Annotated in this window: 26 protein-coding genes; 8 read left to right on the top strand and 18 right to left on the bottom strand. The window is 41.0% G+C overall.

Annotated elements, in window-relative coordinates; translation table 11 throughout:
* Positions 1 to 175 precede the first annotated feature (175 nt).
* From PV763_RS08880 to PV763_RS08865, 4 genes are all read right to left on the bottom strand, one after another.
* A complete protein-coding gene (locus PV763_RS08880; protein WP_080591875.1) occupies positions 176 to 1,204 on the bottom strand; it encodes an IS701 family transposase in 1,029 nt (342 codons plus the stop codon).
* 138 nt (positions 1,205 to 1,342) lie between these two features.
* Positions 1,343 to 1,813, bottom strand: coding sequence for a MarR family winged helix-turn-helix transcriptional regulator (locus PV763_RS08875; protein WP_085064150.1), 471 nt, complete (start codon positions 1,811 to 1,813; stop codon positions 1,343 to 1,345).
* A gap of 956 nt (positions 1,814 to 2,769) precedes the next feature.
* Positions 2,770 to 3,564, bottom strand: coding sequence for a nitroreductase family protein (locus tag PV763_RS08870; RefSeq protein ID WP_005106427.1), 795 nt, complete (start codon positions 3,562 to 3,564; stop codon positions 2,770 to 2,772).
* 71 nt (positions 3,565 to 3,635) lie between these two features.
* Positions 3,636 to 4,436, bottom strand: coding sequence for an enoyl-CoA hydratase-related protein (locus PV763_RS08865; RefSeq protein WP_071850389.1), 801 nt, complete (start codon positions 4,434 to 4,436; stop codon positions 3,636 to 3,638).
* A 103-nt stretch (positions 4,437 to 4,539) separates the two neighbouring features.
* On the opposite strand from PV763_RS08865, the gene PV763_RS08860 reads away from it, so the two are divergent.
* The gene (locus PV763_RS08860; protein ID WP_004645645.1) at positions 4,540 to 5,109 is read left to right on the top strand and encodes a nicotinate-nicotinamide nucleotide adenylyltransferase; all 570 of its coding nucleotides are present in this window, start codon (positions 4,540 to 4,542) and stop codon (positions 5,107 to 5,109) included.
* Positions 5,110 to 5,114: 5 nt separating this feature from the next.
* Here PV763_RS08860 and PV763_RS08855 read toward each other — a convergent pair whose 3' ends face one another.
* The gene (locus tag PV763_RS08855) at positions 5,115 to 6,020 is read right to left on the bottom strand and encodes a LysR family transcriptional regulator ArgP (protein WP_420937694.1); all 906 of its coding nucleotides are present in this window, start codon (positions 6,018 to 6,020) and stop codon (positions 5,115 to 5,117) included.
* A gap of 104 nt (positions 6,021 to 6,124) precedes the next feature.
* Between PV763_RS08855 and PV763_RS08850 the strand changes: the two genes are divergently transcribed.
* Both PV763_RS08850 and PV763_RS08845 read left to right on the top strand, forming a co-directional pair.
* Positions 6,125 to 6,730: a LysE/ArgO family amino acid transporter gene (locus PV763_RS08850; protein WP_005265788.1), complete on the top strand. Its 606-nt coding sequence runs from the start codon at positions 6,125 to 6,127 to the stop codon at positions 6,728 to 6,730.
* Between the two features lie 409 nt (positions 6,731 to 7,139).
* Positions 7,140 to 7,703, top strand: coding sequence for a YceI family protein (locus tag PV763_RS08845; protein WP_420937693.1), 564 nt, complete (start codon positions 7,140 to 7,142; stop codon positions 7,701 to 7,703).
* 87 nt (positions 7,704 to 7,790) lie between these two features.
* On the opposite strand, the gene PV763_RS08840 is transcribed toward PV763_RS08845, so the two are convergent.
* The 5 genes from PV763_RS08840 to dapD form a co-directional block, all read right to left on the bottom strand.
* Entirely contained in the window at positions 7,791 to 8,249 is a 459-nt protein-coding gene (locus PV763_RS08840; protein ID WP_138742572.1) for a peroxiredoxin, read from the bottom strand.
* A gap of 81 nt (positions 8,250 to 8,330) precedes the next feature.
* Positions 8,331 to 8,744: a hypothetical protein gene (locus PV763_RS08835; RefSeq protein WP_420937692.1), complete on the bottom strand. Its 414-nt coding sequence runs from the start codon at positions 8,742 to 8,744 to the stop codon at positions 8,331 to 8,333.
* A 16-nt stretch (positions 8,745 to 8,760) separates the two neighbouring features.
* Complete coding sequence (queC, locus tag PV763_RS08830) at positions 8,761 to 9,429, bottom strand: 7-cyano-7-deazaguanine synthase QueC (protein WP_005097579.1); 669 nt, start codon at positions 9,427 to 9,429, stop codon at positions 8,761 to 8,763.
* 34 nt (positions 9,430 to 9,463) lie between these two features.
* Positions 9,464 to 10,174, bottom strand: coding sequence for a 7-carboxy-7-deazaguanine synthase QueE (gene queE / locus PV763_RS08825; protein WP_420937691.1), 711 nt, complete (start codon positions 10,172 to 10,174; stop codon positions 9,464 to 9,466).
* A gap of 131 nt (positions 10,175 to 10,305) precedes the next feature.
* A complete protein-coding gene (gene dapD, locus PV763_RS08820; RefSeq protein WP_004645637.1) occupies positions 10,306 to 11,127 on the bottom strand; it encodes a 2,3,4,5-tetrahydropyridine-2,6-dicarboxylate N-succinyltransferase in 822 nt (273 codons plus the stop codon).
* Between the two features lie 320 nt (positions 11,128 to 11,447).
* On the opposite strand from dapD, the gene carO reads away from it, so the two are divergent.
* On the top strand, positions 11,448 to 12,179 hold the full coding sequence (gene carO, locus PV763_RS08815; protein ID WP_071850384.1) for an ornithine uptake porin CarO: 732 nt from the start codon (positions 11,448 to 11,450) through the stop codon (positions 12,177 to 12,179).
* Positions 12,180 to 12,237: 58 nt separating this feature from the next.
* Here carO and PV763_RS08810 read toward each other — a convergent pair whose 3' ends face one another.
* The 8 genes from PV763_RS08810 to PV763_RS08775 all read right to left on the bottom strand — a co-directional run bounded on the left by PV763_RS08810 (position 12,238) and on the right by PV763_RS08775 (position 20,255).
* Positions 12,238 to 13,467, bottom strand: a complete 1,230-nt coding sequence (locus PV763_RS08810) for an OmpP1/FadL family transporter (RefSeq protein WP_318270333.1) — start codon at positions 13,465 to 13,467, stop codon at positions 12,238 to 12,240.
* Positions 13,468 to 13,560: 93 nt separating this feature from the next.
* The gene (locus PV763_RS08805; RefSeq protein WP_121979644.1) at positions 13,561 to 14,484 is read right to left on the bottom strand and encodes a CysB family HTH-type transcriptional regulator; all 924 of its coding nucleotides are present in this window, start codon (positions 14,482 to 14,484) and stop codon (positions 13,561 to 13,563) included.
* Positions 14,485 to 14,537: 53 nt separating this feature from the next.
* A complete protein-coding gene (locus PV763_RS08800; RefSeq protein ID WP_005247532.1) occupies positions 14,538 to 15,599 on the bottom strand; it encodes a sulfate/molybdate ABC transporter ATP-binding protein in 1,062 nt (353 codons plus the stop codon).
* An 11-nt stretch (positions 15,600 to 15,610) separates the two neighbouring features.
* Positions 15,611 to 16,504, bottom strand: a complete 894-nt coding sequence (gene cysW / locus PV763_RS08795; RefSeq protein WP_004279077.1) for a sulfate ABC transporter permease subunit CysW — start codon at positions 16,502 to 16,504, stop codon at positions 15,611 to 15,613.
* Positions 16,501 to 17,334, bottom strand: coding sequence for a sulfate ABC transporter permease subunit CysT (gene cysT, locus PV763_RS08790; RefSeq protein WP_004279076.1), 834 nt, complete (start codon positions 17,332 to 17,334; stop codon positions 16,501 to 16,503). Before cysT ends, cysW begins: the two co-directional genes overlap by 4 nt.
* 85 nt (positions 17,335 to 17,419) lie before the next feature.
* On the bottom strand, positions 17,420 to 18,025 hold the full coding sequence (locus PV763_RS08785; RefSeq protein ID WP_420937690.1) for an alpha/beta hydrolase: 606 nt from the start codon (positions 18,023 to 18,025) through the stop codon (positions 17,420 to 17,422).
* A gap of 32 nt (positions 18,026 to 18,057) precedes the next feature.
* Complete coding sequence (locus PV763_RS08780; protein ID WP_420937689.1) at positions 18,058 to 19,071, bottom strand: sulfate ABC transporter substrate-binding protein; 1,014 nt, start codon at positions 19,069 to 19,071, stop codon at positions 18,058 to 18,060.
* Between the two features lie 176 nt (positions 19,072 to 19,247).
* Positions 19,248 to 20,255: a sulfate ABC transporter substrate-binding protein gene (locus PV763_RS08775; protein ID WP_420937688.1), complete on the bottom strand. Its 1,008-nt coding sequence runs from the start codon at positions 20,253 to 20,255 to the stop codon at positions 19,248 to 19,250.
* A gap of 159 nt (positions 20,256 to 20,414) precedes the next feature.
* On the opposite strand from PV763_RS08775, the gene pabC reads away from it, so the two are divergent.
* From pabC to PV763_RS08755, 4 genes are all read left to right on the top strand, one after another.
* Complete coding sequence (pabC, locus tag PV763_RS08770) at positions 20,415 to 21,227, top strand: aminodeoxychorismate lyase (RefSeq protein ID WP_396470102.1); 813 nt, start codon at positions 20,415 to 20,417, stop codon at positions 21,225 to 21,227.
* Position 21,228: 1 nt separating this feature from the next.
* Entirely contained in the window at positions 21,229 to 22,287 is a 1,059-nt protein-coding gene (gene mltG, locus PV763_RS08765) for an endolytic transglycosylase MltG (RefSeq protein WP_420937687.1), read from the top strand.
* Positions 22,288 to 22,289: 2 nt separating this feature from the next.
* Positions 22,290 to 22,889 (top strand): dTMP kinase, encoded by a 600-nt coding sequence (tmk, locus tag PV763_RS08760; RefSeq protein WP_247143436.1) that lies wholly within the window; start codon positions 22,290 to 22,292, stop codon positions 22,887 to 22,889.
* Between the two features lie 96 nt (positions 22,890 to 22,985).
* A complete protein-coding gene (locus PV763_RS08755; RefSeq protein WP_420937686.1) occupies positions 22,986 to 23,402 on the top strand; it encodes a PaaI family thioesterase in 417 nt (138 codons plus the stop codon).
* Positions 23,403 to 23,440: the final 38 nt, after the last annotated feature.

Raw genomic sequence — 23,440 nt, 5'->3', positions numbered from 1 at the left:
ACGAATGCTAAGAAATCCGGAGTGCAAATATTAACCAAAAAGAAGATCGTTTTTTGATTTATGAAAGAGATCTATTAAACAGATGATTATTTTTTAATTATAAAAGATATCTATTATTTTTTTAAATAGATATCTTTTATGCTAATTATTATAATATTATAGGACTTACGCACTATTATTTATAGATTTTCTGTGGCAGCAGATGATTCTTATCGAGAATAAATTCATCAATAAAGTTCTTGATAATTGGTCTAAATAATTTCTTCTGCCAACGATATACATTTTCAAAGATCCGCTCAAACTGGTTCTTTTGTATCTCAACATAGGCCATCAAGGCTGAGAAAATATGATTCAAAATCAGCTTGGATCGTCTTACTTGAAACTTTTCAATATGACAAACCTGTTTAATTACTCGATGATATTGTTCTATTTTCCAATGACTTGAATGTAATTCATAAAAACCATCAAAGGACAATAAATCATCTTCATCTTGATGCACAATATAAAATCTCTGCTGTTCTTTTAACTGAGTCTTAAATAATTGTACAAAGCCAACATCTTTGAGCCAGACCACTTGACCCTGATGAAAATTCGGCAATAAACGGAGTTGAAACCATTGTCCTTTTTCAGGGGAAACCTTACGGTTACTGTCGACACCAAACATAAATCGAATACCATGTTTTCTTATGGTTTTTAGATTTTCAGTCGATGAATACCAACTATCACCTGTAATGAATTGAATCTTTGCACCCCAATCGAGTACTTCACTTAACATCTCCATAAAGTAATCATTCTTGGTTTTACTTTCTGACTTATCATAAATTCGAAAATTAATTGGAATATTTTTGCCATGTTGATCTGTCGCATACAAGGTAATCAGATTAATACCCTTGACGGATCGGTGGTGTTTACCTGACCAAAAATAGCTAACTAAGTCCATATGTTGACTATATGGCTTATCTAAAACAGTATCATCAATACTGACTATAAGTTTATTATTATCAATGTGTTGAATTGCTTCTTGATATAGATCGTGAGCTGTGTAGTCTTCACGCTCCAAAAAGCGATTTACACTGTCATGCGAGATATTATAAGTCTCGGCAAGTTGTGTGCAGCTAATAGAGTTTGGTTCTGTCATGAGAAAGCCCATATAAATGGGTAATGTACAAGTTGCTGTAGAAGCATGTTTAGTTCGTCTGATCACAGATACGTTATAAAGTAGTTTGAGACTTTTTTAAATCCGTCAATGCGTAAGTCCTATATTATATCCTTAAATTTAAAAAATATAATTTCCCCTGATTTTTACTCAATTTTTATATACTTTAATTTCCCTTTGATTCACTTAATGCGAAGGAGCTAGATTTCGGAAAATATGCTTAAGGCTGTGTAGCATTTTTTCAATTTGCAACGGTGTTAAACCATCGAAAGATTGCTCTAGTACAACAACACTAAGATCATTAATTTTTTTAATCATTTGCTGACCTTTTTCGGTTAATAATACTCGGGTAATTCGTGCATCATCCTCACAGGAATAAGTATGTACTAATCCCTCATCTTTTAGGCGATAGATGATTTTAGTAGTAGTCGACATCTTATAAATCAACATGTCAGATAAATCAGAAATACTCGCTCTATTTTTAAATTTTAATGCCAGCAAAATACGTCTTCGAGAATTATCTAAACCGTATTTCTTTAAGGCATAGTCAACATTTTGCACATATTGGGTATGTACTTGACTAATCCAATGATAGGGTGAATCTTCTAAATTAAAATCTGTAGGAATGGATAAAAATTTACTATACTTTTTTGTCATGGCCTCAACTCTTCTGTATGTTAGGGTCTTTTTAATTTGTTTAAAAAATGCATTTTATTTCAAAATATTTGCTATCCTGTTACAAGGTTATGAATCTTATCTTCAGTACGTCTTCACCTCCTATTTAACTTCTGTTTAAGATGAACCCTCTAATTCTTTTTTGCTTCTTCGAGCCTCTTTTTATAAAAGAACTAGAGAGCCAAAATTTCAGTCACATTTTTTTTTATTTATCTATTGTTATTATGCGAACTGATTAAATCATCTTAATGATTAAATGATCTATCACAAAAAATACCATTTTCAATTAAGAAATACTCAAATATTTGTTCCGGTTAGCATTTTTTATTTCGGAAAATTCATCTTTCTTTTTACCTTGACTTTAATTCAGTAAGCTTAAAATAGTTTTATAAGTCTTTTTAAAATAGATTAAGATATTGTTTTATATTAATATTTAATTTTTTTATACTTTTAAAATATAAAAAATAGCTTCATAAAAAATAGAAGAAAAATAAACTATCTTTTAAATTCAGCAATAGACATTTTGTGTGATTGTGTAAAATTTTTTTAAACTTTTTAGTTCAGCTTAATTCTCGATTAAAAAGAAATTTAACTAGAGAAATCACTAAATTGGATCTTGAACTCAAAACTTATAATCAAAAAATTAATGGAAGAAGAATTGGAATTGTGCATGTGTTTGGTAGAGTGAAAGCTTTCAAAATATTTACTGAGCACGAGCAAAATAATGGGAAAAGACTCGATTTAAGATTTAATTTCTGGCATCTAAAATTTGCAACTGAGTAAAAAAACGACTTATGAAAGAGCGTTAATAAAAAATATGAAATTTCCGTTAAAATTTATCTTATATAGTTTTTAGCGCATAAAGAGTGAATGATGTGACATCCATGTCACAAGAGATCTATCAGATTTAAGCTATTTAATTTCTATAGATGTGAAGCTTAAATCTTTTGAATAAACAGCTCACGATCAAAACGGTATTGCGGGAAAAATACGCCATCTTCGGCACGTTCACCCGCACCAATTACCATGACTGGATATTGTTCATCATTCAATTTCAGAATTTCACGAACCATCGGCTCATCAAAACCTTCCATCATACAGCTGTCAAAACCATAAGCACGTAAAGCTAAGACCAGATTTTCACAAGCGAGCGCCGTCGTTTTGGTCGCCCACAGTTTCGCATCAGCCGGGCTGAAAGCAGACACTGGCATTTGTTTGTCCAATGTACGGGCAACTTTGAAAGCCACTTTCTTAAAGTTACCAAAAGCATTCAGATAACCAGTCTTATAGTTGTAAGGAATATATTTATAGTATTTCTTAATCGCGGGTGGCGCTTCAGGAAATGGAAATTCATTCACATTACGTTTCGCCATTTCATCGATACGGTCGGTACGTGCGATACAGACAATTAGCTCAGAAGCTGTTTTGGCTGCCAGTTGACTCATACAGGCTTTTACCAAACGCTTTTTCTTGCCCGGATTTTGTACCACATAAAAAGTCCAAGGCTGTAAGTTCGACGAATTCGGTGCCAACAACGACAAATCCAGACAGGCATCCAGAACTTCAACGGGAATTGGCTTTTTGGTAAATTTACGCACCGAACGTCGGCTTTCAATCACCTTACGAAAATTATCGACATCTATATCTTGAGGTGCAGGTTCGTAATAACGTTTCTTTTCTGGATTTGAACTATCTGTTGTTTGGGAAGAGGTTTGGGAGTCTTGATTTGGCATACTTCAGATTCTTGGAAAAATAAAAGATTGAGGCAGTCTAAACCACCTCATTGAACTCATAAGTTTGAAAATTAGTTGAATTGTGTGAAATCAGGTTTCCGTTTTTGCATAAAGGCTTGAACCGCTTCCAGCATTTCTGGCGAGCCGACACGCTGCATGAAAATTTCTGCTTCATGGTCAATCCATTCTACAATTTCATTCACATTGTGTTTCATCAAGGCTTTGGATTGCACCAGTGATGCCAATGGCAGGGCAGAGAGCTGGGCAGCTTGTGCTGCTGCTTTAGTGTAAACATCTTCTTCAATGCTATTCACCAGACCTGCGTCGAGCGCTTTTTCGCTATTGAATTTTTGCGCAGTCAGCAATAATTCAGCTGCTTTATGATAGCCTGCCTGTTGAATCAGTAATTTGCTTGATGCGCCTTCAGGCGATAGACCCAAACTGACAAATGGAATCTGGAACAGAGTAGTATTGTCACTATAAACCAGATCACAATGCAGTAAAATTGTCACGCCAATGCCGATTGCAACACCACGCACGGCTGCAATCAATGGCTTGGAAAATTTTGCGGCAGATTTGAGTAAAACAAATGGCGGGCCTTCAGCAGCAGGTGCCTGACCTTTCTTCGCGGCAGATTTCATAAAATCCTGCATATCATTGCCCGCACTAAAGTCTGCATCCTGACCACGTAATACAACTACACGAACTTCAGGTGCCTGATCAGCTTCATCCAAGGCTTTCGCAATCCAGAGATACAGCTCGCTATATAACGCATTTTTCGCTTCCGGGCGATTGATGGCTAAAGTGAGTACACCATGTTCTAAATTCGCATTCAAATGCTCATGAGGTTGTTGAATACAGCTCAGTGTCATCGTACTATCCTTGCTTTAAAACTTAATTTGATTTTATGGGAATGATTATGTCGCATATTTATTGGGACAGCACAACTCATGAGTCATAAAAAACTGATCCCTTATGAACTATACATTTGATTATCTGGTTTTCATTGGCCGTTTTCAGCCTTTTCATCTGGCACACATGCAAACCATTAACATTGCCCTGCAGCATAGTCAACATGTGATTTTGGCGCTTGGTTCTGCGCAAAATGAACGCAATATCAAGAATCCATTCTTGGCTTCGGAGCGTGAAGCCATGATCCTGTCAAATTTTAGTCCAGAAGATCGGGCTCGGATCAAATTTGTAGAAGTCATTGATGTTTATAATGATGAAAAATGGCAGAAACTAGTGAAATCGCTGGTGAATCAGGTCATTGAGCCGGATGCCAAAGTCGGACTGATTGGGCACTTTAAAGATGATTCTTCTTATTATTTAAAGTTTTTTCCAGAATGGGAAATGGTCGAACTTGACAGCCTCGAAGATGCCTTATCTGCCACGCCGATGCGTGAAGCTTATTATCGTGGCGAAATTCAACGAGATAAATTTCCACAAGGCACGATTGATTTTCTAGAGAATTTCCAAAAAACCACGACCTATCAGCAACTCAGTGAAAAATTTGCCCAGAATGATAAAACCAATCTGGTTTAAAAGTATCAGGTTATTATGGGTTGATTCATGTTAGTTTGAGCATGCTGTTTCAAACACTCCCCAAGGATTTCTAGACCAGGAGACTGTTCTTTCCAGTGATGCCAATACAAGGGCACTTCAATTCGCATCTCACTTGAAAGTTCAAGCAGTCGACCTGACTCCAGCAAATTCCTAGTTTGATAGTCCGGCAGCCAGCCATAGCCTAGACCCATGACAATCGCATCAAAAAATGCATGGGTCGATGGAATAAAAAAGTGAGGATATTGTGCTAGATTCAGGCCAAATTCGTGCTGAATAAATTGGGTATGGAGTTGGTCTTTTTCATTAAAAATAATGGCAGGGGCAAGGCGTAGCGCATCCCGATGTACGCCTTGATGAAACCAGTTTCGGGAAAATTCAGGCGTAGCAACGAGACGGTATTGCATCTGTCCGATCAATTCTGCCCGGCAACCTTTCATTGCCTTGGCTTCAGTACTCAAACAGGCATTGACGAGACCTGCTTCTAACAGATGATGAGTCTGTGATTGATCATCCACCTGAAAATGCAACACAATTTTATGTTGGATGAGTTGGGCTTGTAAGGTTGGTAACAGCCAGGTCGCGAGTGAATCGGCATTAGTAGCAATATTCAGACAATAGAAACCTTCCTGTTGCAGCTGTCCACCCAGATCCTGCATCAGATTCTGTTCTAGCAAACGTTGATGTTGTAAATAATGCAATAAGGTTTGCCCGGATTGAGTCACGCGGCAAGGTCGATCTCTCACCAGAAGCAATTGTCCCAATTTTTTTTCCAGACTTTGAACACGAAGGGTCACTGCCGAAGCGGTAATATTTAGCTGCTCGGCAGCCAGATCGAAACTTCCCGTTTTTGCAACTGCATAAAAAGCCTCACATTGTTTCGCATTCAGCATAGTTGTTATCTAAAAATAATTTAGTTAAATTGATATTAACTTAGTTTTAATTAATCGCACTCATTTTTTTGCATAATTCATTTATTCAAAAAAAGGGGAATGTGATGTTCAGTTATATGATGAGTGGTTTTGCTGTGGGAATGAGCCTGATTGTCAGTATCGGTGCACAGAATGCTTTTGTATTAAAGCAAGGTTTAAAACAGCAGCATGTGTTCTGGGTCTGTGTGATTTGTGCCTTGTCTGATTCCATTTTAATTCTGCTTGGCGTACTGGGCTTTGCGCGTGTCATTGAACATTATCCGGATATTATTATATTTTCTAAATATATTGGCGCAGGATTCCTGTTTTATTATGGTTTGCACCATGCGATCAGTGCCTTTAAATCAACAGAGGTTTTGGCACCAAGTGATCAGCTAACAGAGCATTTTCTACAAGTACTGATGATCTGCCTGGCTTTTACCTGGCTAAATCCGCATGTTTACTTAGACACAGTCATATTGATTGGATCAATTTCAACTCAATACGCCTTAGGAAAATGGTGGTTTGCTTTAGGCGCTGTCTGTGCTTCCTGGTTTTTCTTCTTTAGTTTGGGATATGGGGCAAAGATACTGACGCCTTGGTTCCAACATCCAAAAGCATGGAAAATACTGGATGCTATTATTGCCTGTACCATGTGGGGCGTCGCAGTGTCATTAATTCTCAGTATTTGATTCAGGCTACGAAAGCTGATAGATCGGTTAAGAGTTGTCTAAGCGTGTCATTTTAGATAGTGATCGTGAATAGGCAGCGTAGAAAACAACTCTTTTCAGTGCTGCAAGCACATGGATATTTCCAATATAAATTGAACTTAAAATAAAGGATCTGGTTTGTATAAAAAATTTATAAAATCAAAATTTTATAAGAGGAAACCAGTCTCCTGCTAGGCTAGCAGGGCCACTTATTAGAGAAAAATCAAAGCAAGTATTTTGTCCGTTAGTCATGAATGATTTTACAAAAACTTCAATAAACTGGTATAAAAATAACGAAAACCTGTTCGCTCAAAAACAAGAAAGTTTAGTTTCAGATTAAGCGGTGTACTTAAATCCGATCAATAAGAAATTAAACAAGGTGGATTTAAAATTGAAAACAATAATAAAAACTGGGCTCCTTAGCCTAGCGATCTGTTTAGCTTTGACCAGTCAGTCTTTTGCAAGATCATGGACCTTAACTCCCAAAAGTGATGTCGGTTTTGAGATTAAGTCGATGGGTCTTACTGTAGTTAAAGCCAAGTTCAATCAGGTTCAATCCACGATGCAGTTTGACGTTAAAGCACCGCACAATGCCTCAACTCATCTGGTCATGGATGTGGAAAGTTTAAGCTTTAGTAAGCCGCTATTTAAACATATGATTTTGGGCGAAGACCTGTTTTATGTAGAAAAATATAAGACTGTAATTTTTAAAAGTATCCAGTTTAAAGACTTGGGCAATGGCAAATACAATGTTTTAGGTCATTTAACCCTGCGTGGTGTGACCAAGCCTGTGATTTTCGAAACAACGTTTAAACCCAGTATGTCAAATGCCAACCTGCTTGATGTTCAGGCATCAGCCGTGATTAACCGTAGGGATTTTGGTATGAAAAAAGGAATTGCCGGGGTAGGGGATAAAGTTAATCTTCATCTATCAGGCCAGTGTGAAATGAACTAGGGTAGATATAAAATACTTGATGATATGAACGTTATTGTAAAAAAAGCTCGAATATTTCGAGCTTTTGTCTATACGGTAAGCATGCAATTAAGCAGCTTGCAAAGCTTTTAAATCTTCCAGAACTTGTTCTGCGTGACCTGCTGCTTTGACCTTACGGTATTCTTTGACCAGTTGGCTATTATGGAAAATAAAAGTTGAACGCTCAATGCCCATTACTTGTTTGCCATACATGTTCTTTTCTTTAATCACATCAAAGTGATTGCACAACACTTCTTCTTTATCGCTGATCAGATTGATACTCAAATTTTGCTTTTCAGTAAAGTTCTGATGCGCTTTTACCGAATCACGTGATACGCCAAGAATTGTGGTGTTTAAAGCATCAAACTGATCTTTTAAACAGGAAAAGCCAACTGCCTGAGTTGTGCAGCCCGGTGTAGAGTCTTTAGGATAAAAATAAATCACCAGCCATTCTGTATTCAACTGGGTTAAATTGATTTCGCCTGTCGTCGCAGGAAAATTCTGGTCAAGCAAACTCATTTCAGACATAAAAACTCCTGTTTTCTTTAAATTTTTTTAAAAAAATAAGCCACACTATAGTGGCTTATTTTATCAAAGAATAAGCAGATCTTATTTCTTTGGTGCCGCTTGAGCTGATTTCATTGCTTCTTCAGTCAAAGTTTTCAGTTTGCCTGTTAACTGTGGACCAAAGCATGCTTGAAGATCTTTATTCTGCTTCTGTACAAAAGCTAAAGTGCCTGGGCTTTTCTTCTGGTTAATAGTGCTTTGAATTTCCCATTTTTGTGCATTGGTTAATTTGCCATCTGCTTCAATAGCACAACCACAATATTTGCTGACTTCAGCAGATGTCAATTTTTTGCTTTTGCCAGTTTCATTTTTACAAACATTGATCAATGCAGATTTTACATTGGTGCTTTTATAAGCTTGTTGTAATTTGTCATCAGCCGCTTGAGCCGTAGTTGCGAACATAGCAGCAGCTGAAACAATTGCTGAAAGCACGATGTTTGATTTTAAATTCTTCATAAACTCTACCTTGTTATTACGGTATATAACGTGTCGGGTCTTCAACACCTGCGTCCGCAAAACCCTGTTTACGTAAACGACAACTGTCGCATTTGCCACAGGCACGTCCTTGGTCATCTGCTTGATAGCATGACACCGTTTGACTGTAGTCTACGCCATGTTCAATACCTAAGCGAATGATATTTGCTTTGGATAAATGTAACAAAGGTGTTTCAAATTTGAGCGCCTGACCCTCTACGCCAACCTTGGTCGCAAGGCGTGCCATGTTGGCAAATGCGTCAATAAATTCCGGACGGCAATCCGGATAACCGGAGTAATCAACCGCATTAATTCCGATCACAATCGCTTCAGCTTCGAATACTTCTGCCGCGGCCAGAGCGTAAGACAGGAAGATAGTATTACGTGCTGGAACATAGGTAATTGGAATGCCAGCCTGTTCATGGTCAGGTACCTCAATACTATGATCGGTAAGGGCTGAACCACCCAGATTACCCAGATCAATATTGATCACTCGATGTTCCACACCCGCACGTTGTGTTAAAGCTTTTGCTGCATCCAGCTCGGTCGTTGAACGCTGACCATATCGAAAACTGAGTGCGATACATTCATAGCGTGCCTGCGCCCAAGCCAGACATGTTGTTGAGTCTAATCCGCCAGATAACAGGACAATGGCACGAGGGCGCATAAGCTGATTCTCCAAAAAAATACTTTACAAAAAATTAACGACCAGTTTCATCATTCCATAACAACTTGTGTAGCTGTAACTGGAAACGAACAGGGAGATGGTCTTCTAAAATCCACTGAGCCAAATCACGTGCCAGTGGTGGTAAACGAACCGCACCTTTTTCAACCGCAAATGCAGGCGAAAACCAAACTGTACTCACTTTGTCTTGAAGTTGGTACAGCTCTAACTGCTGCTTTGACCATTCATAGTCTTCACGATTGCATATCACAAACTTGATTTGATCATGTGCAGTTAAATGAGCGAGATTAGAAAGCAAATTTCGTGCAACTTCACCTGAAGTTGGCGTTTTTAAATCTAAAACTTTGGAAACACGTGAATCCACTTTGGACACATCTAAAGCCCCACTGGTTTCAAGTGAAACCTGACATCCTAAATCTGCCAGTCGCTGCATCAGGGGTAGGGCATTGGGCTGCGCCAGTGGTTCACCGCCGGTCACACAGACATAAGGGGTTTTAAAATCAAGCGTGGTCTGGATAATATCGTCCAGAGACTGACGCTCACCGCCTTCAAAGGAATAGGTGGTATCACAATAGCTACAACGCAATGGGCAACCGGTTAAACGGATAAATACTGTTGGCAGTCCTGCAGCATTGGCTTCACCTTGCAATGAATAGAAAATCTCCGTAATGCGTAAACCCGCAGACGGATCAGAGACAGGAATTGCAGAAGATCGAAGCGTATTCATAACAAAACTAACCAATGAGAAATAAATAACCGGGTATAAAAATAAAAATCCCTACGATTATTACTAATCGTAGAGACGAGGAGCGGTTGAAGCTCCGAGGAACACGAATGTATCCTCTAAGTTAAGACATCTTAGTCTTCGCGTAATAGATCGTTCAGGCTTGTTTTAGAACGAGTTTGTGCATCAACTTTTTTCACGATGATGGCAGCATACAAGCTGTAAGTACCACACTTAGAAGGGAGGCTACCAGCAACAACGACTGAACCTGCTGGTACGCGACCATAATGAATTTCGCCAGTGGCACGGTCATAAATCTTGGTCGATTGACCAATGAATACACCCATTGAAATTACAGAACCTTCTTCAACGATTACGCCTTCAACGATTTCAGAACGTGCACCGATAAAGCAGTTATCTTCAATAATGGTTGGATTCGCTTGAAGCGGTTCAAGCACACCACCAATACCTACACCACCTGACAAGTGAACATTTTTACCGATTTGCGCACATGAACCTACAGTTGCCCAAGTATCAACCATCGTGCCTTCATCTACATAAGCACCGATGTTGACATAAGAAGGCATCAAGATTACGCCTTTGGCCTGAAAAGAACCTTTACGTGCGACAGCAGGTGGTACGACACGTACACCAGCAGCCTTGAATTGTTCTTCAGTCCAACCAGAGAATTTCGTCTCTACTTTGTCATAGAAACGAAGATCACAAGCTTCCATTGGTTTGTTGTCGTTTAATTTAAATGATAACAATACCGCTTTTTTAATCCATTGATGAACAACCCATTCACCATCGATTTTTTCAGCAACACGTAAAGTACCATTGTCTAGACCAGCAATTACTTCCTCAACTGCTTGACGGATTTCAGCAGAGCAATCTGCAGCTGTAAAATTCGCACGGTCTTCAAACGCTTGTTCAATGATTGTTGAAAGCTGCGACATGATCTTCCTTCCAGAAAAAAATTTTCTAGATTTTACACTATATTGCAGGAAAAATAGTTGAAAGCATTAAAAATAGATGAAAAATAACCAGAAGTGTAGAAAGCGTGAAATTATTAAAGTGATAAGTGTACTTTTTCATTATGTTGAAATGTAGGAGAAGTGTTAGAAAACGCTTGGTTCTGAACAAGAAAAATTAATTTGTATCAAAAAATAACAAAAGATGAGCAAAATGTGAATAAAAAATATTTTTTAAGTCCTTTATATTGAGCTCATCACGAATAACTAATGATGAAAAAAAAGTTCTTTTGAGGAGAGAAATAATGAAAGCTTTATATCAACTTTTAGCAGTATCCGTTCTAGCTGCCACAGCTGGATCTGTCATGGCTGCTGATGAAACAATCGTAACAGATGAAGGTGTGGCATCTTTTTCTTTCTTTAAACCCGCAGCTGTTCGTGCTGAAGTCGGTACTACCGGTTATGGTGGGGCAATTTCCTGGAGTGCTAACCCATATGTAGGCGTCACTTTAGGTTATAACGGCGGTGATATTTCCTGGTCGGATGATTTATCAATCAATGGTTCTGATTATGACCTGGATATGGACAATAACCTGACTTACCTAAATGCTGAAATCCGTCCTTGGGCAAACTGGTTCTATATGGCGGCTGGTGTAGCTTATGTAGATAATCAATATGATATCGATCGTCGAGTTCGTTCGGGTGAAACCTTCTCCGTAAATGATGTTGAATTCAAGGCAGTAGGAGATGCACGTATTAGTGGTGACCTATCTTATAAAAATAATATTGCACCCTACCTAGGTATTGGTTTCTCTCCAGCGATTACTAATCGTTGGGGTGTGTTTGGTGAAATTGGTGCTTACTACAATGGAAATCCAACAGTTAACTTAACTTCAAGTGGAGTTGCTACTCCTACAAATCCTGGAGTTATTGCTGACTTTAACCAACAAGTTCAGTTGGAAGAAGATGATATTCGTAACGACAATGAGTACGAATGGCTACCAGTCGCTAAACTTGGTGTAAGCTTCCGCTTCTAAGATTTAACCTCATAAAAAAACGGGCTTCGGCTCGTTTTTTTGTTTTTTTAGAACAATTTTAAAAGTGGTAACCCAGTTTCAAACCTGCGATCCAGGCACTATTGTCAGAAACAGCGGATAAACCCGCTATTTGAGGAGTAAGCGAATCAGATATTGCAACCTCAGGTTTCTGAAATTTTAAATAATAGAGTCCTGTAGCAATATCCCAGGTCTCTTGGATCTTATAAAGATGGCCTAGTCCGATGCCCCAATATCCATCACTCGGATTTAATGTTGAAGCCGGATTTCCTGTACCGGAATCCCATAAAAGTTCGATCGAATTTATGCCAAAAGATGGCCATTGATGGGCAAGTCCAATTTTGCCAGACCATTGATCCTCACGATAATCAATCATTCTAAAAGGTTTTACTTCAGGGAACTGTAAGGCCGCATAGTCAATTACAGCGCCAAATTTAGGTGGCTGGATCACGAAATTTTGCCAGTTTGACCAACGCAGCGTGCCGTAGAGCGCATTTTGATCAGTTAAAGCTGTCTGAAAATCCAAGTTCACAGACTGTGGAGTTTGAATTTCTGTATAAGGTGCTGGATTCGTACCGACAACAATCGATTCAGTGGTTTTATTGTGATGAGTGATTGCAGAACGATAGGTCAGTGCGGTTCTAAAAAAATATTCTGGAATCTGATAACTGATTCCAGCAAGCCAACCCCAAGCGGGATCTTGTTCAAATGTGGCCCGATAACCATTGAATATATAAAATGTCTGCCCGGCTAAATATAAATTTCCCTCTAAGCTTTGATAACTTAGCCCTGTATAAAAATTCCAGTCAGCGTCTGGTTGAAAGCCAATTAATGAGGTCAAATTATGGCTCTCAAACTGAATGGTAGCAGCCTCAATTGGAAGTGCTACACCTGCAAAAACAGGATCATAATGATAAGCGATATCTATAGAATAAGGCTGATCATAAATCAGTCCCCACGACACTTGAGGATTCAACTGGAATTTTAATGCGGCATTGGAAATCCATTGGCTATGGGCAAGATTTCCTGTTGAAAAATCGGTGATGCCTAATTGTTGCAGCTCTTCGGTATGTTGTACCTGACCGCTGATATCAGGGCGAACCCAAGCTAGAGAAACTTCAGCATAATGATTTTTTTCAAAAAAAGACTGAATGGACTGACCAGATTGTTCAAACGCTGCTGCATAACCTGACCCGGAGAAAAACAAGCCCACGGAGAAAAGAGCAAATTTATTATTGATCATCTTGGTATAATTCAATTTATTATGCACGTGATTATGCTTGATATTTGTATTCTTTATCTACTCAAAAAATAAAAAAGAGGCGGTGTAGCCTCTTTGATTAAAAACTTAAAATATTGCACTTTATTCGTCTGGATAAGCCACTTTTTTCAATGCCTTAATATCCGCATCTGGTGAGCAGAGTGAAATAAACTCGTAGCCATAACCTCGCAGTAAATGACCTTTACGCACTGCAATCCAAGTGGTATTTACGCCGAAAATATCGGTTTTAATCTGCTTTAAGCGGTAATCACGCTCCGGGTCATAGGCCACATCGTTGACAATGCCGACACCCATATTCATTTCTACATAGGTCTTGATTACATCGGCATCAAGCGCGGACATCACAATATCCACATCAAAACCAGCTTCTTCAAAAGCAGTATCAATCTTGGAGCGACCGGTAAAACCGCCGTGATAAGTGATAATCGGGTAATGCGCCAGATCTTCAATACGCACGTGCTCTTTGCTTGCCAATGGATGATTCTGTGGGGTAATAATACTATGCTGCCAGTTATAATAAGGTACGCTGGCCAGATTATCTTCAGTGGTGAGTGCTTCGGTCGCAATACCGATATCGGCTTGACCTTGCAGCAGCATTTCCGTGATTTCAACCGGGCTGGCCTGTTGCAAAATCAAATGTACTTTAGGGAATTCTTTTTTGAATTGGCTGACAATTGGTGGCAACACATAACGCGCCTGGGTATGCGTCGTGGCAATCGTCAATGTGCCTTCATCGACTTTATTGAAATCATCGGCCAGACGTTTGATATTGTCGGCATCGACCAGCATGCGTTCCACAATGCCTAAAAGTGCCTGACCTGGTTCGGTTAAGCCCAGTAGGCGTTTACCTTTACGGATAAATAGCTGTACTCCCAGTTCATCTTCCAGATCTTTAATATGCTTACTTACCCCGGACTGTGAAGTATAAAGCGCAGCCGAAGCTTCAGTTAAATTAAAGTTTTGTCTAACCGTTTCTCGTATAATTCTTAATTGTTGGAAATTCATAATTCTCTTACCCTAGAAGAGGATGGGGCATTTTAAAGCCCCATCTTTTGATCTTAAGCGACCTGGTTTTCAAATAAATGCAAGTTAACCGCACTTAACCAAACAGTTTGATTTGGGCGGAATTGATGCGCTCTCGCTTCATCAGGTGTGAGTAAAATTTCGATCAGATTGCCTTGACGGTCATTTAGCTCTGCAACGACTTTACCCGCGATCCATAATTCACGAATGAAAGTCGCTTGAATGGCATTGTCGTGTGGCTGTGCATGAATGCGGAGCTCATCTGGACGTGCGAATAAAATCACTTCACCTTGAGCGGCATTTTTTGCACCCTCAAATTGAATGCGGTCTTCGCCGAGCTGGATGATGCCTGCATTGTTGTGACCTTCAAAACGGTTCGCCTGACCCAAAAAGTCGAATACAAATGGAGTTTTTGGTGTTTCATAGACTTCACGTGGAGATCCGATCTGCTCTACATTACCTTTGTTCATTACTACGATCTGATCCGCAACTTCGAGTGCTTCTTCCTGATCATGAGTTACAAAGATCGAGGTGATATGCAATTCGTCATGCAGGGTACGTAACCAGCGACGCAGTTCCTTACGGACTTTGGCATCCAGTGCACCGAAAGGTTCATCCAGTAATAATACACGTGGTTCAACTGCCAAAGCACGTGCCAAGGCAATACGCTGGCGCTGACCACCAGAAAGTTGAGCTGGATATCGGTCAGCCAAGAAACCGAGCTGAACCAAGTCGAGTAAACGTGTCACACGTTTTTTAATTTCCGCTTCGGATGGACGAGTTTTACGTGGACGCACACGCAGGCCAAAGGCGATGTTGTCAAATACCGTCATATGACGGAACAGGGCATAGTGCTGGAATACGAAGCCAACTTCACGCTCACGCACATGTACATTGGTGGCATCCTGACCTTCTAAAATCACCTGACCGCCATCCGCAGATTCCAGACCGGCAATAATCCGTAGCAAAGTGGTTTTACCACAGCCGGATGGACCAAGAAGTGCGACCAGTTGACCATCTGGGAAATCCAGCGAAATGTTTTTCAGTGCATGGAATGCACCAAAGTGTTTTTCAATATTTTGTACTTGAATACTCATGTGGGCATTCCTTAAGAAACTGTTGAATCTTCATTACGTTTGTCTTGTTTTTCCTGGCGCAGTTCCACCCATGTTTTTAAAATCAGGGTCACAATTGCGAGGAGAGCCAGAAGCGAAGACACGGCAAACGCAGCACTAAAGGTATATTCGTTATAAAGAATTTCGACGTGTAGCGGTAAGGTGTTGGTTTCACCACGGATATGGCCGGAAACCACCGACACCGCACCAAATTCACCCATGGCCCGCGCATTACACAGAATCACGCCATAGATCAGACCCCATTTGATATTGGGCAGGGTCACTTTCCAGAAAGTCTGCCAGCCAGATGCACCGAGTACAATCGCAGCTTCTTCTTCTTCGGTTCCTTGTGCTTCCATTAACGGAATTAGCTCACGCGCAACAAAAGGTACCGTAATAAAGATAGTCGCTAGGACAATCGCAGGCACCGCATAAAGGATCTTGATATCGTGATCCATCAGCCAAGAACCCATCCAGCCTTGGGTACCGAAAATCAGCACCAGCATCATACCCGCGATCACAGGTGAAACCGAGAAAGGGAGATCAATAATGGTGGTCAGGAATGATTTCCCCGGAAAGTTGAACTTCGCTACAGACCAGGCTGCCGCAACACCAAATACGACGTTGAGCGGTACTGCGATTGCAGCCGTCAGCAAGGTAAGTTTTACTGCCGACAGAGTATCCGGATGCACCAGCGCTTGGGTATAAACGCCAACCCCTTGTTTAAAGGCTTCAACAAAAACCAGAATCAAGGGCAGAATCAGGCAGCTTAAAAAGAAGATTAAGGCAATAGTGAGCAGCGTATAACGTACCCAAGTTGGCTCACGGGTTGCATCACGGGATTGCAACTTTTCAGCCAGCGCATTGCTGTTGGTATTTAAACTCATCGCGCAGTTCTCCCGGTACGACGGCTGGCCCATGCTTGTAATAAGTTAATCAGGAATAGCATCACGAACGAAATCAGTAGCATGACGACAGCAATCGTTGTTGCACCAGCATAATCATATTCTTCTAAACGAGAAATAATCATTAACGGTGCAATTTCCGTTTCAAAAGGCTGGTTACCGGCAATAAAGATGACTGAACCATATTCACCGACACCACGGGCAAAGGCCAAAGCGAAGCCAGTGATCAGTGCAGGCAGCAGAATTGGAAAAATCACTTTGGTCACGATCTGAAAACGGTTGGCACCCAGTGCAGAAGCCGCTTCTTCCAGTTCAGTTTCCAGATCACTCAGTACCGGTTGGACGGTACGCACCACAAAAGGCAGGCCAATAAAGATCAATGCCAGTGTAATACCAATCGGGGTATAAGCGACTTGAATGCCAATCGGTTCTAAATATTGACCAATCCAGCCGGTCGGTGCATATAAAGAGGTCAGGGCAATACCCGCAACCGCAGTGGGCAAGGCAAAAGGCAAATCTACCAGGGCATCGACAATACGTTTGCCCGGAAAGCTGTAACGTACCAGACACCACGCCAGTAACAGGCCAAATACTACATTGACCAGTGCAGCGACAATGGCTGCGGTGAAGCTTAACTGCAATGATTTCAAGATACGTTCAGAGCTCAGGATTTCCCATAAGCCATCCCAGCCAATGCCCAGTGATTTAATAAAAACAGCTGACAGCGGGATCAAAACGATTAATGACAAATACGCTAGGGTAAAGCCTAGAGAAAGACCAAATCCTGGCAGCACTCGGGATCGCTGCGACATGATTACTCCTCAAAAGAGAGAATACTGATTAAAAATAACCAGCGAAATTAGAAAATAAATTTGGCACAAGCATAGTTTGCAGCGACTAAAATGCAAATTTAAAATAATACTTGCTCTCATCAACTTTGCTGATATGGCGCATAGTGTTTTCTGAAATCAGATATTGTTCAATTTCAGGAAAAGGGCCAAAACCAGAAGCGACATTGACATGACCGACTACACCTAGACTGATGGGTTTGATTTTCCAGGCTTGGGCCAGTATGTGCGCATCTTCAAAACTTAACCAGGGATCATTTTCACTGATCAATAACGTGGTGGGCACTTGAAGCTTGAGCTGTTGAAAATAGGCGCTGTAGTCTGTTTGACTATCACGCACAAAACCATTTTCCCCAAATCGTGCCGGATTAGCCGGTGCAACCAATAGCAGATTTTTTACTTTTGCATTGAGTTCCGGATGTCGGGCAAGGGCCGCAATACTGGTCAGACAGCCAAAGCTATGCGCAACAATCTGAACCTTTGCTGGAATAGCTTGCAGGGTTTTGACAAATTCTGCCACCCAGATATCCAGTACCGGATGATTCCAGTCCTTTTGCTGCACACGGGAGCATCGCATCAGTCGGTGCTGCAAGTAGGTTTGCCAGTGGTTATATTCACTGCCACCTACACCAGGGACGATAAGCGTATGAATCATGTCGATGCTCCTATATCAATCAGCTTAGAAAATTATTTCGCGCTGTTGGCTTTAACGATCTGGTCAAATACACCACCATTTTCAAAGTGAGCCTTTTGTACTTTGTTCCAGCCGCCAAATTCTTGATCAATCGTCACCAGTGTTAGTGGTCTGAACACATGCTTATATTTTTTTAAAGCGGCTTCATTACGTGGACGATAATAATGTTTACCTGCTAAGTCTTGACCCAATGGTGAATACAGGAAGTTCAAATAACCTTGAGCCAAGTACTGGTTGCCTTTTTTCTTGGCATTTTTTTCTACAATCGCCACCGGTGGTTCAGCCAGAATCGACAGAGAAGGAGTCACAATTTCAAACTTGCCTGGTTGTTCTCGAAGGGCTAAATGCGCTTCGTTTTCCCATGCGAGTAAAACATCCCCAATGCCACGTTCAGCAAAGGTCGTGGTTGAACCACGTGCCCCGGAATCCAGAACTTTGGTATTTTTATAAATTTTACGAACAAATTCTTGCGCAGTCTTATCGTTGCCGCCCGCCTGATGTTTGGCCCAAGCCCAAGCCGCCAGATAATTCCAGCGTGCACCGCCTGAAGTTTTCGGGTTTGGGGTAATGATTGCTACGCCCGGTTTGACCAGATCACCCCAGTCCTTAATCTCTTTCGGATTGCCTTTACGCACCAGGAACACGATGGTTGAAGTATAAGGCGTCGAGTTTTGCGGCAATTTCTTTTGCCAGTCCGCAGGTAACAGTTTAGCTTTTTCTGCCAGCACATCAATATCGGCAGCCAATGCTAACGTTACGATATCTGCATCCAGACCATCAATCACGGCACGTGCCTGTTTGCCTGAACCGCCATGCGATTGCTTGAAATTGATTTTTTGACCGGTACGGCTTTCCCAATATTTGCCAAAATTCTTATTTACATCTTCATACAGTTCACGGGTCGGATCATAGGATACATTGAGAAAATCACGTGCTGTTGCACCAAAAGAGGTTGCCGAGATAACAGCGGCTAAAACCCCAAATTTTAATGTGTTTGAAATGCTCATATGAACCCCAATCTCTGATATGTTCTGTAACATAAGCGCAGAATAAACCTATTCTTTATGCATAAAAAATAATTAAAAATGAATTTAATATGAAGAAAAGAGATAAATAAACTCTTAAGTGCTTGAAATAAGAATAGCCTTATGAATAAAGGCCATAATGAATTGCATTTAGAGCATTATTTTGCATGATTGGCTTTGACAATCTGGTCAAAGATACCGCCGTTATCAAAATGCTGTTTCTGAACCTTGGTCCAGCCACCGAACTCTTTATCGATGGTCACCAGTTTTAATGATTTGAACACACTGCTGTACTGTTTCAAGACATTCGCATTACGTGGACGATAAAAGTTTTTTGCAGCCACAGTCTGTCCAGCAGGTGAATACAGATAATTCAAATAGGCTTTGGCCAGATTTTCATTGCCATCTTTCTTGGCATTCTTTTCTACAATCGCGACCGGTGGTTCAGCCAGAATAGACAAAGAAGGGGTAATAATTTCAAATTTGCCTGGCTGTTCGCGGACAGCTAAATGCGCTTCATTTTCCCAAGCCAGTAATACATCCCCAATCCCGCGCTCAGCAAAAGTCGTCGTGGCACCACGTGCACCCGAATCCAGTACTTTGGTCTGTTTGTAGATTTGACGGACAAAGTCTTGTGCTTTGGCATCATTGCCCCCTTTCTGGTGTTTGGCCCAAGCCCAGGCGGCTAAATAATTCCAGCGCGCACCACCTGAGGTTTTCGGGTTCGGAGTAATAATGTCTACGCTGGGTTTAACCAGATCACCCCAGTCTTTAATTCCTTTCGGATTGCCTTTACGTACCAGAAAGACAATCGTCGAGGTATAAGGTGTCGAGTTTTGCGGGAATTTCTTTTGCCAGTCTTTCGGCAGCAAACCGCATTCTGCAATTTCGTCAATATCTGCTGCCAGTGCCAGTGTTACAACATCGGCATCCAGTCCGTCAATCACGGCACGTGCCTGTTTGCCTGAACCGCCATGTGACTGTTTATAGTTAATATCCTGACCGGTGGTTTTTTTCCAGTATGCGCTGAATTCCTTATTGAAATTGTCATATAATTCACGAGTCGGGTCATATGAAACGTTTAGGAAATCTTTTGCAGAGACACTAAAAGCGCTTGCTGATACCAGTGCTGCCAATACCCCAATTTTTAATTTACGAATGCTCATTTTTTCCTCAAGTTTTTTAGCTTTTGTTAGATGAGGCAAGAATAGCTTGAGTTTTTTTGCATAAAAAATAATTAAAAAAGAATTGGATGTGAGTAAAAGAGATATATAGGTGAAGCCTGGATATTACTGCTCAATTTATATTTTAGAGACCGTAAAAATATGCTGTATTTAAAAAATGCCCAACGTGTCAGTCATATAGAGGTGCTGGATCGTGGCTTTCATTATGGTGATGGTTGTTTTACTACGGCCCGGATTCGACATAACCGGATTGAATTGTATGATCGTCATTTGACACGTTTGCAAAACAGCAATCAGAGCTTAAGCCTGAATGCCAATCTCGATCTGATCACGGAAAGTTTACAGCTTCTCGGGGAATCAGAGGGTAAGCTGAACGGGACATTAAAGATTGTGCTCAGTCGTGGAGTGGGTCAGCGCGGTTATAGTTTGCCGGATCATCCCGCAGATCTCTGGCTGTTTTATTATCCTCAAAACATACAGGATTTTAAGTTTGAACAGATTCAAAGTGGCGTATTGCAGCAGGCAGTGGGATTGACTATGCCCAGTCTGGTTGGACTGAAAACCCTGAACCGCCTGGAGCAGGTTTTACTGAAACAGGAAGCAGATCAACGCGGCTGGCCTGAGGCAATAGTGACAGATATACAAGGTGGCATTGTCGAAGGGGTGAGCAGTAATTGTTTCATTCTTATAAAGAATACATGGATTACGCCAGAACTCCGTTATAATGGCGTCTTCGGTGTCATGCGTGCAGAAATTCTACAACGTATGCAAGATCAGGGAATTAACTGTCAGCAGCGCTGTATCGATATGGATGAAATCAACCATATTCAGAGCCTGTTTTTCTGCAATGCACTCAGCCCGATGAAAATTGTCACGCAATTTGAGCAGCGCGCCTTGGATGGCGATGCTTGTATTGAACTTTTTAACCGTCTTCGATTAAATCAGATGTCTTAATATGTCAGCTTCCAAACCTAAAGCCAAAAAGAAAAATAAAGCGAGATTCTCCTCATCTTTCAAAGGAATTGCCTTAGTCCTGATTGGTATTGCCTTGATCTTGGCGTTGACCCTGAAAAGCAGTTTGTGGAAGGATTATCCTGTAGAAGGAAAAAAACAGCTGCTCGCGATCGAATCTGGTCAAACCTATTCCGGTTTTATTGATCGCCTGGCTAAAGAAAATCAGGTGAGTTTCCCGATCATTCTCAAGCTGTATCAGCGCATCATGATTCATGACACCATGAAAGCGGGCGTGTATGAAGTACGCCAAGGCATGAGCATCCGTCAGGTTTTGGAGATGATTTCCGATGCAGACAATGCCCAGATGAGCCGGATTCTGGTAATTGAGGGAACGACCTTTAAGCAATTGATTGATGCTCTGAAGAAAAATGATCTGGTTACTAAAGAAGTGCTGCATCTGCCTACTGCGCAATTACTGAAAGAGCTCAATATTCCGTTTTCACATCCTGAAGGGCTGTTTGCACCGGATACTTATTTCTTTGCCAAAGGTGAAACTGACCGTAAAATTCTGACCAATCTGTATCAGCGCCAGATGAAAGCACTGGATGAGGCGTGGGCGAAACGTGCAACTGATCTGCCGTATCAGAATAAATATGACGCGCTGATCATGGCCTCAATCATTGAAAAAGAGACCAGTGTGGATCGTGAATTGGAACAGGTTTCTGGGGTATTTGTACGCCGTTTAAAAATTGGCATGCGTTTACAGACCGATCCAACAGTGATTTATGGCATGGGTGACAGCTATAACGGCAATATTACTCGCAAGGATTTACGCACACCGACGCCGTATAACACCTATACCATTTCAGGTTTGCCGCCAACACCGATTGCCTTGCCAAGCAAGAAAGCCATTGAAGCAGCCATGCATCCGGATAATTCTGACAACCTGTATTTTGTCGCTACCGGTAATGGTGGGCATAAATTCACGAGCAATCTGAATGACCACAATAAAGCCGTACAGGAATATCTGACGATTTTACGCTCGAAAAATAAGGAATGAGTATGTTTATTAGCTTTGAAGGCACAGAAGGTGTAGGTAAAACCACGCTCATTCGTTCGATTTATGAAGATTTCATCGCACAGGGTAAAGATGTCATTTTGACTCGTGAACCCGGTGGAACCCCGATGGCCGAGCAGATTCGTTCGCTATTGTTGACAGTGAATCATGAAGAAACCATGGCGCATGATACCGAGCTGTTATTAATGTATGCGGCGCGTGCCCAGCATCTGGCACAAGTGATTCTGCCCGCATTAGCAGCCGGGAAAATTGTCCTGTGTGACCGTTTTAGCGATGCCAGCTTTGCCTATCAATGTGCAGGTCGGGGTCTGAGCGAAACCAAGTTGCAATTACTCAATGACCACTTTGTCGCACGTATGCCGGACATTACTTTCTGGTTGGAAGCGCCTATTGAACTGGGGATGAACCGAGCACGTGAACGCGGTGCACTGGATCGCTTTGAACAGGAGAAAGTCACTTTCTTTGAGAAAGTGAGAGCGGGGTATGAAAGCTTGTGGCAACGTCATCCTGAACGGATCAAACGTCTGGATGCAACTCAAACGCCTGAGCAGGTATTTGAGCAGGCCTTAAGTTATTTAAAATAAGCTTGGAATTAAAATACTTTTTATTTAATTTTTCTCTAGGTTTATCTGTGAAGAATCTTCTATATTAAGACTGATATAGAAGATTTTTTTAATAAGATGAAAACGACCAAAACAGAGATAGAACAATTTTTACAACAAGAATTTCCACAAAGCCTGGAGAAGTGCCGGATTGAAGCCGTTTCTCCGCGTGGAGCCACTCTACTTTATCAGGTGAGATCAGAGGAGTTGCGTCCAGGCGGTACCGTTTCTGGTCCAACCATGATGACCTTGGCGGATTTTGCTCTTTATGTCGCCATTCTGGGTGAAATTGGATTGGTCGGTTTGGCCGTGACCACTAACTTGAATATCAATTTTTTACGTAAACCTTCTGGTGGAACGGATATACGGGGAGAATGTAAGCTGATCAAGGTCGGCAAGGCACTGATCGTGGGAGAAGTCTGGATTTATTCGATAGATAATGAAGAACCTGTGGCGCATGTGACTGGAACATATTCAATTCCACCACGACGTTAATTAGCTGAAAAATAGAAGACTGATTGTAAATAGCCTAA

This window comes from Acinetobacter sp. AS5 (assembly GCF_048957595.1).
GTDB lineage: Bacteria > Pseudomonadota > Gammaproteobacteria > Pseudomonadales > Moraxellaceae > Acinetobacter.
This window is presented reverse-complemented; position numbering and strand designations above follow the sequence as displayed.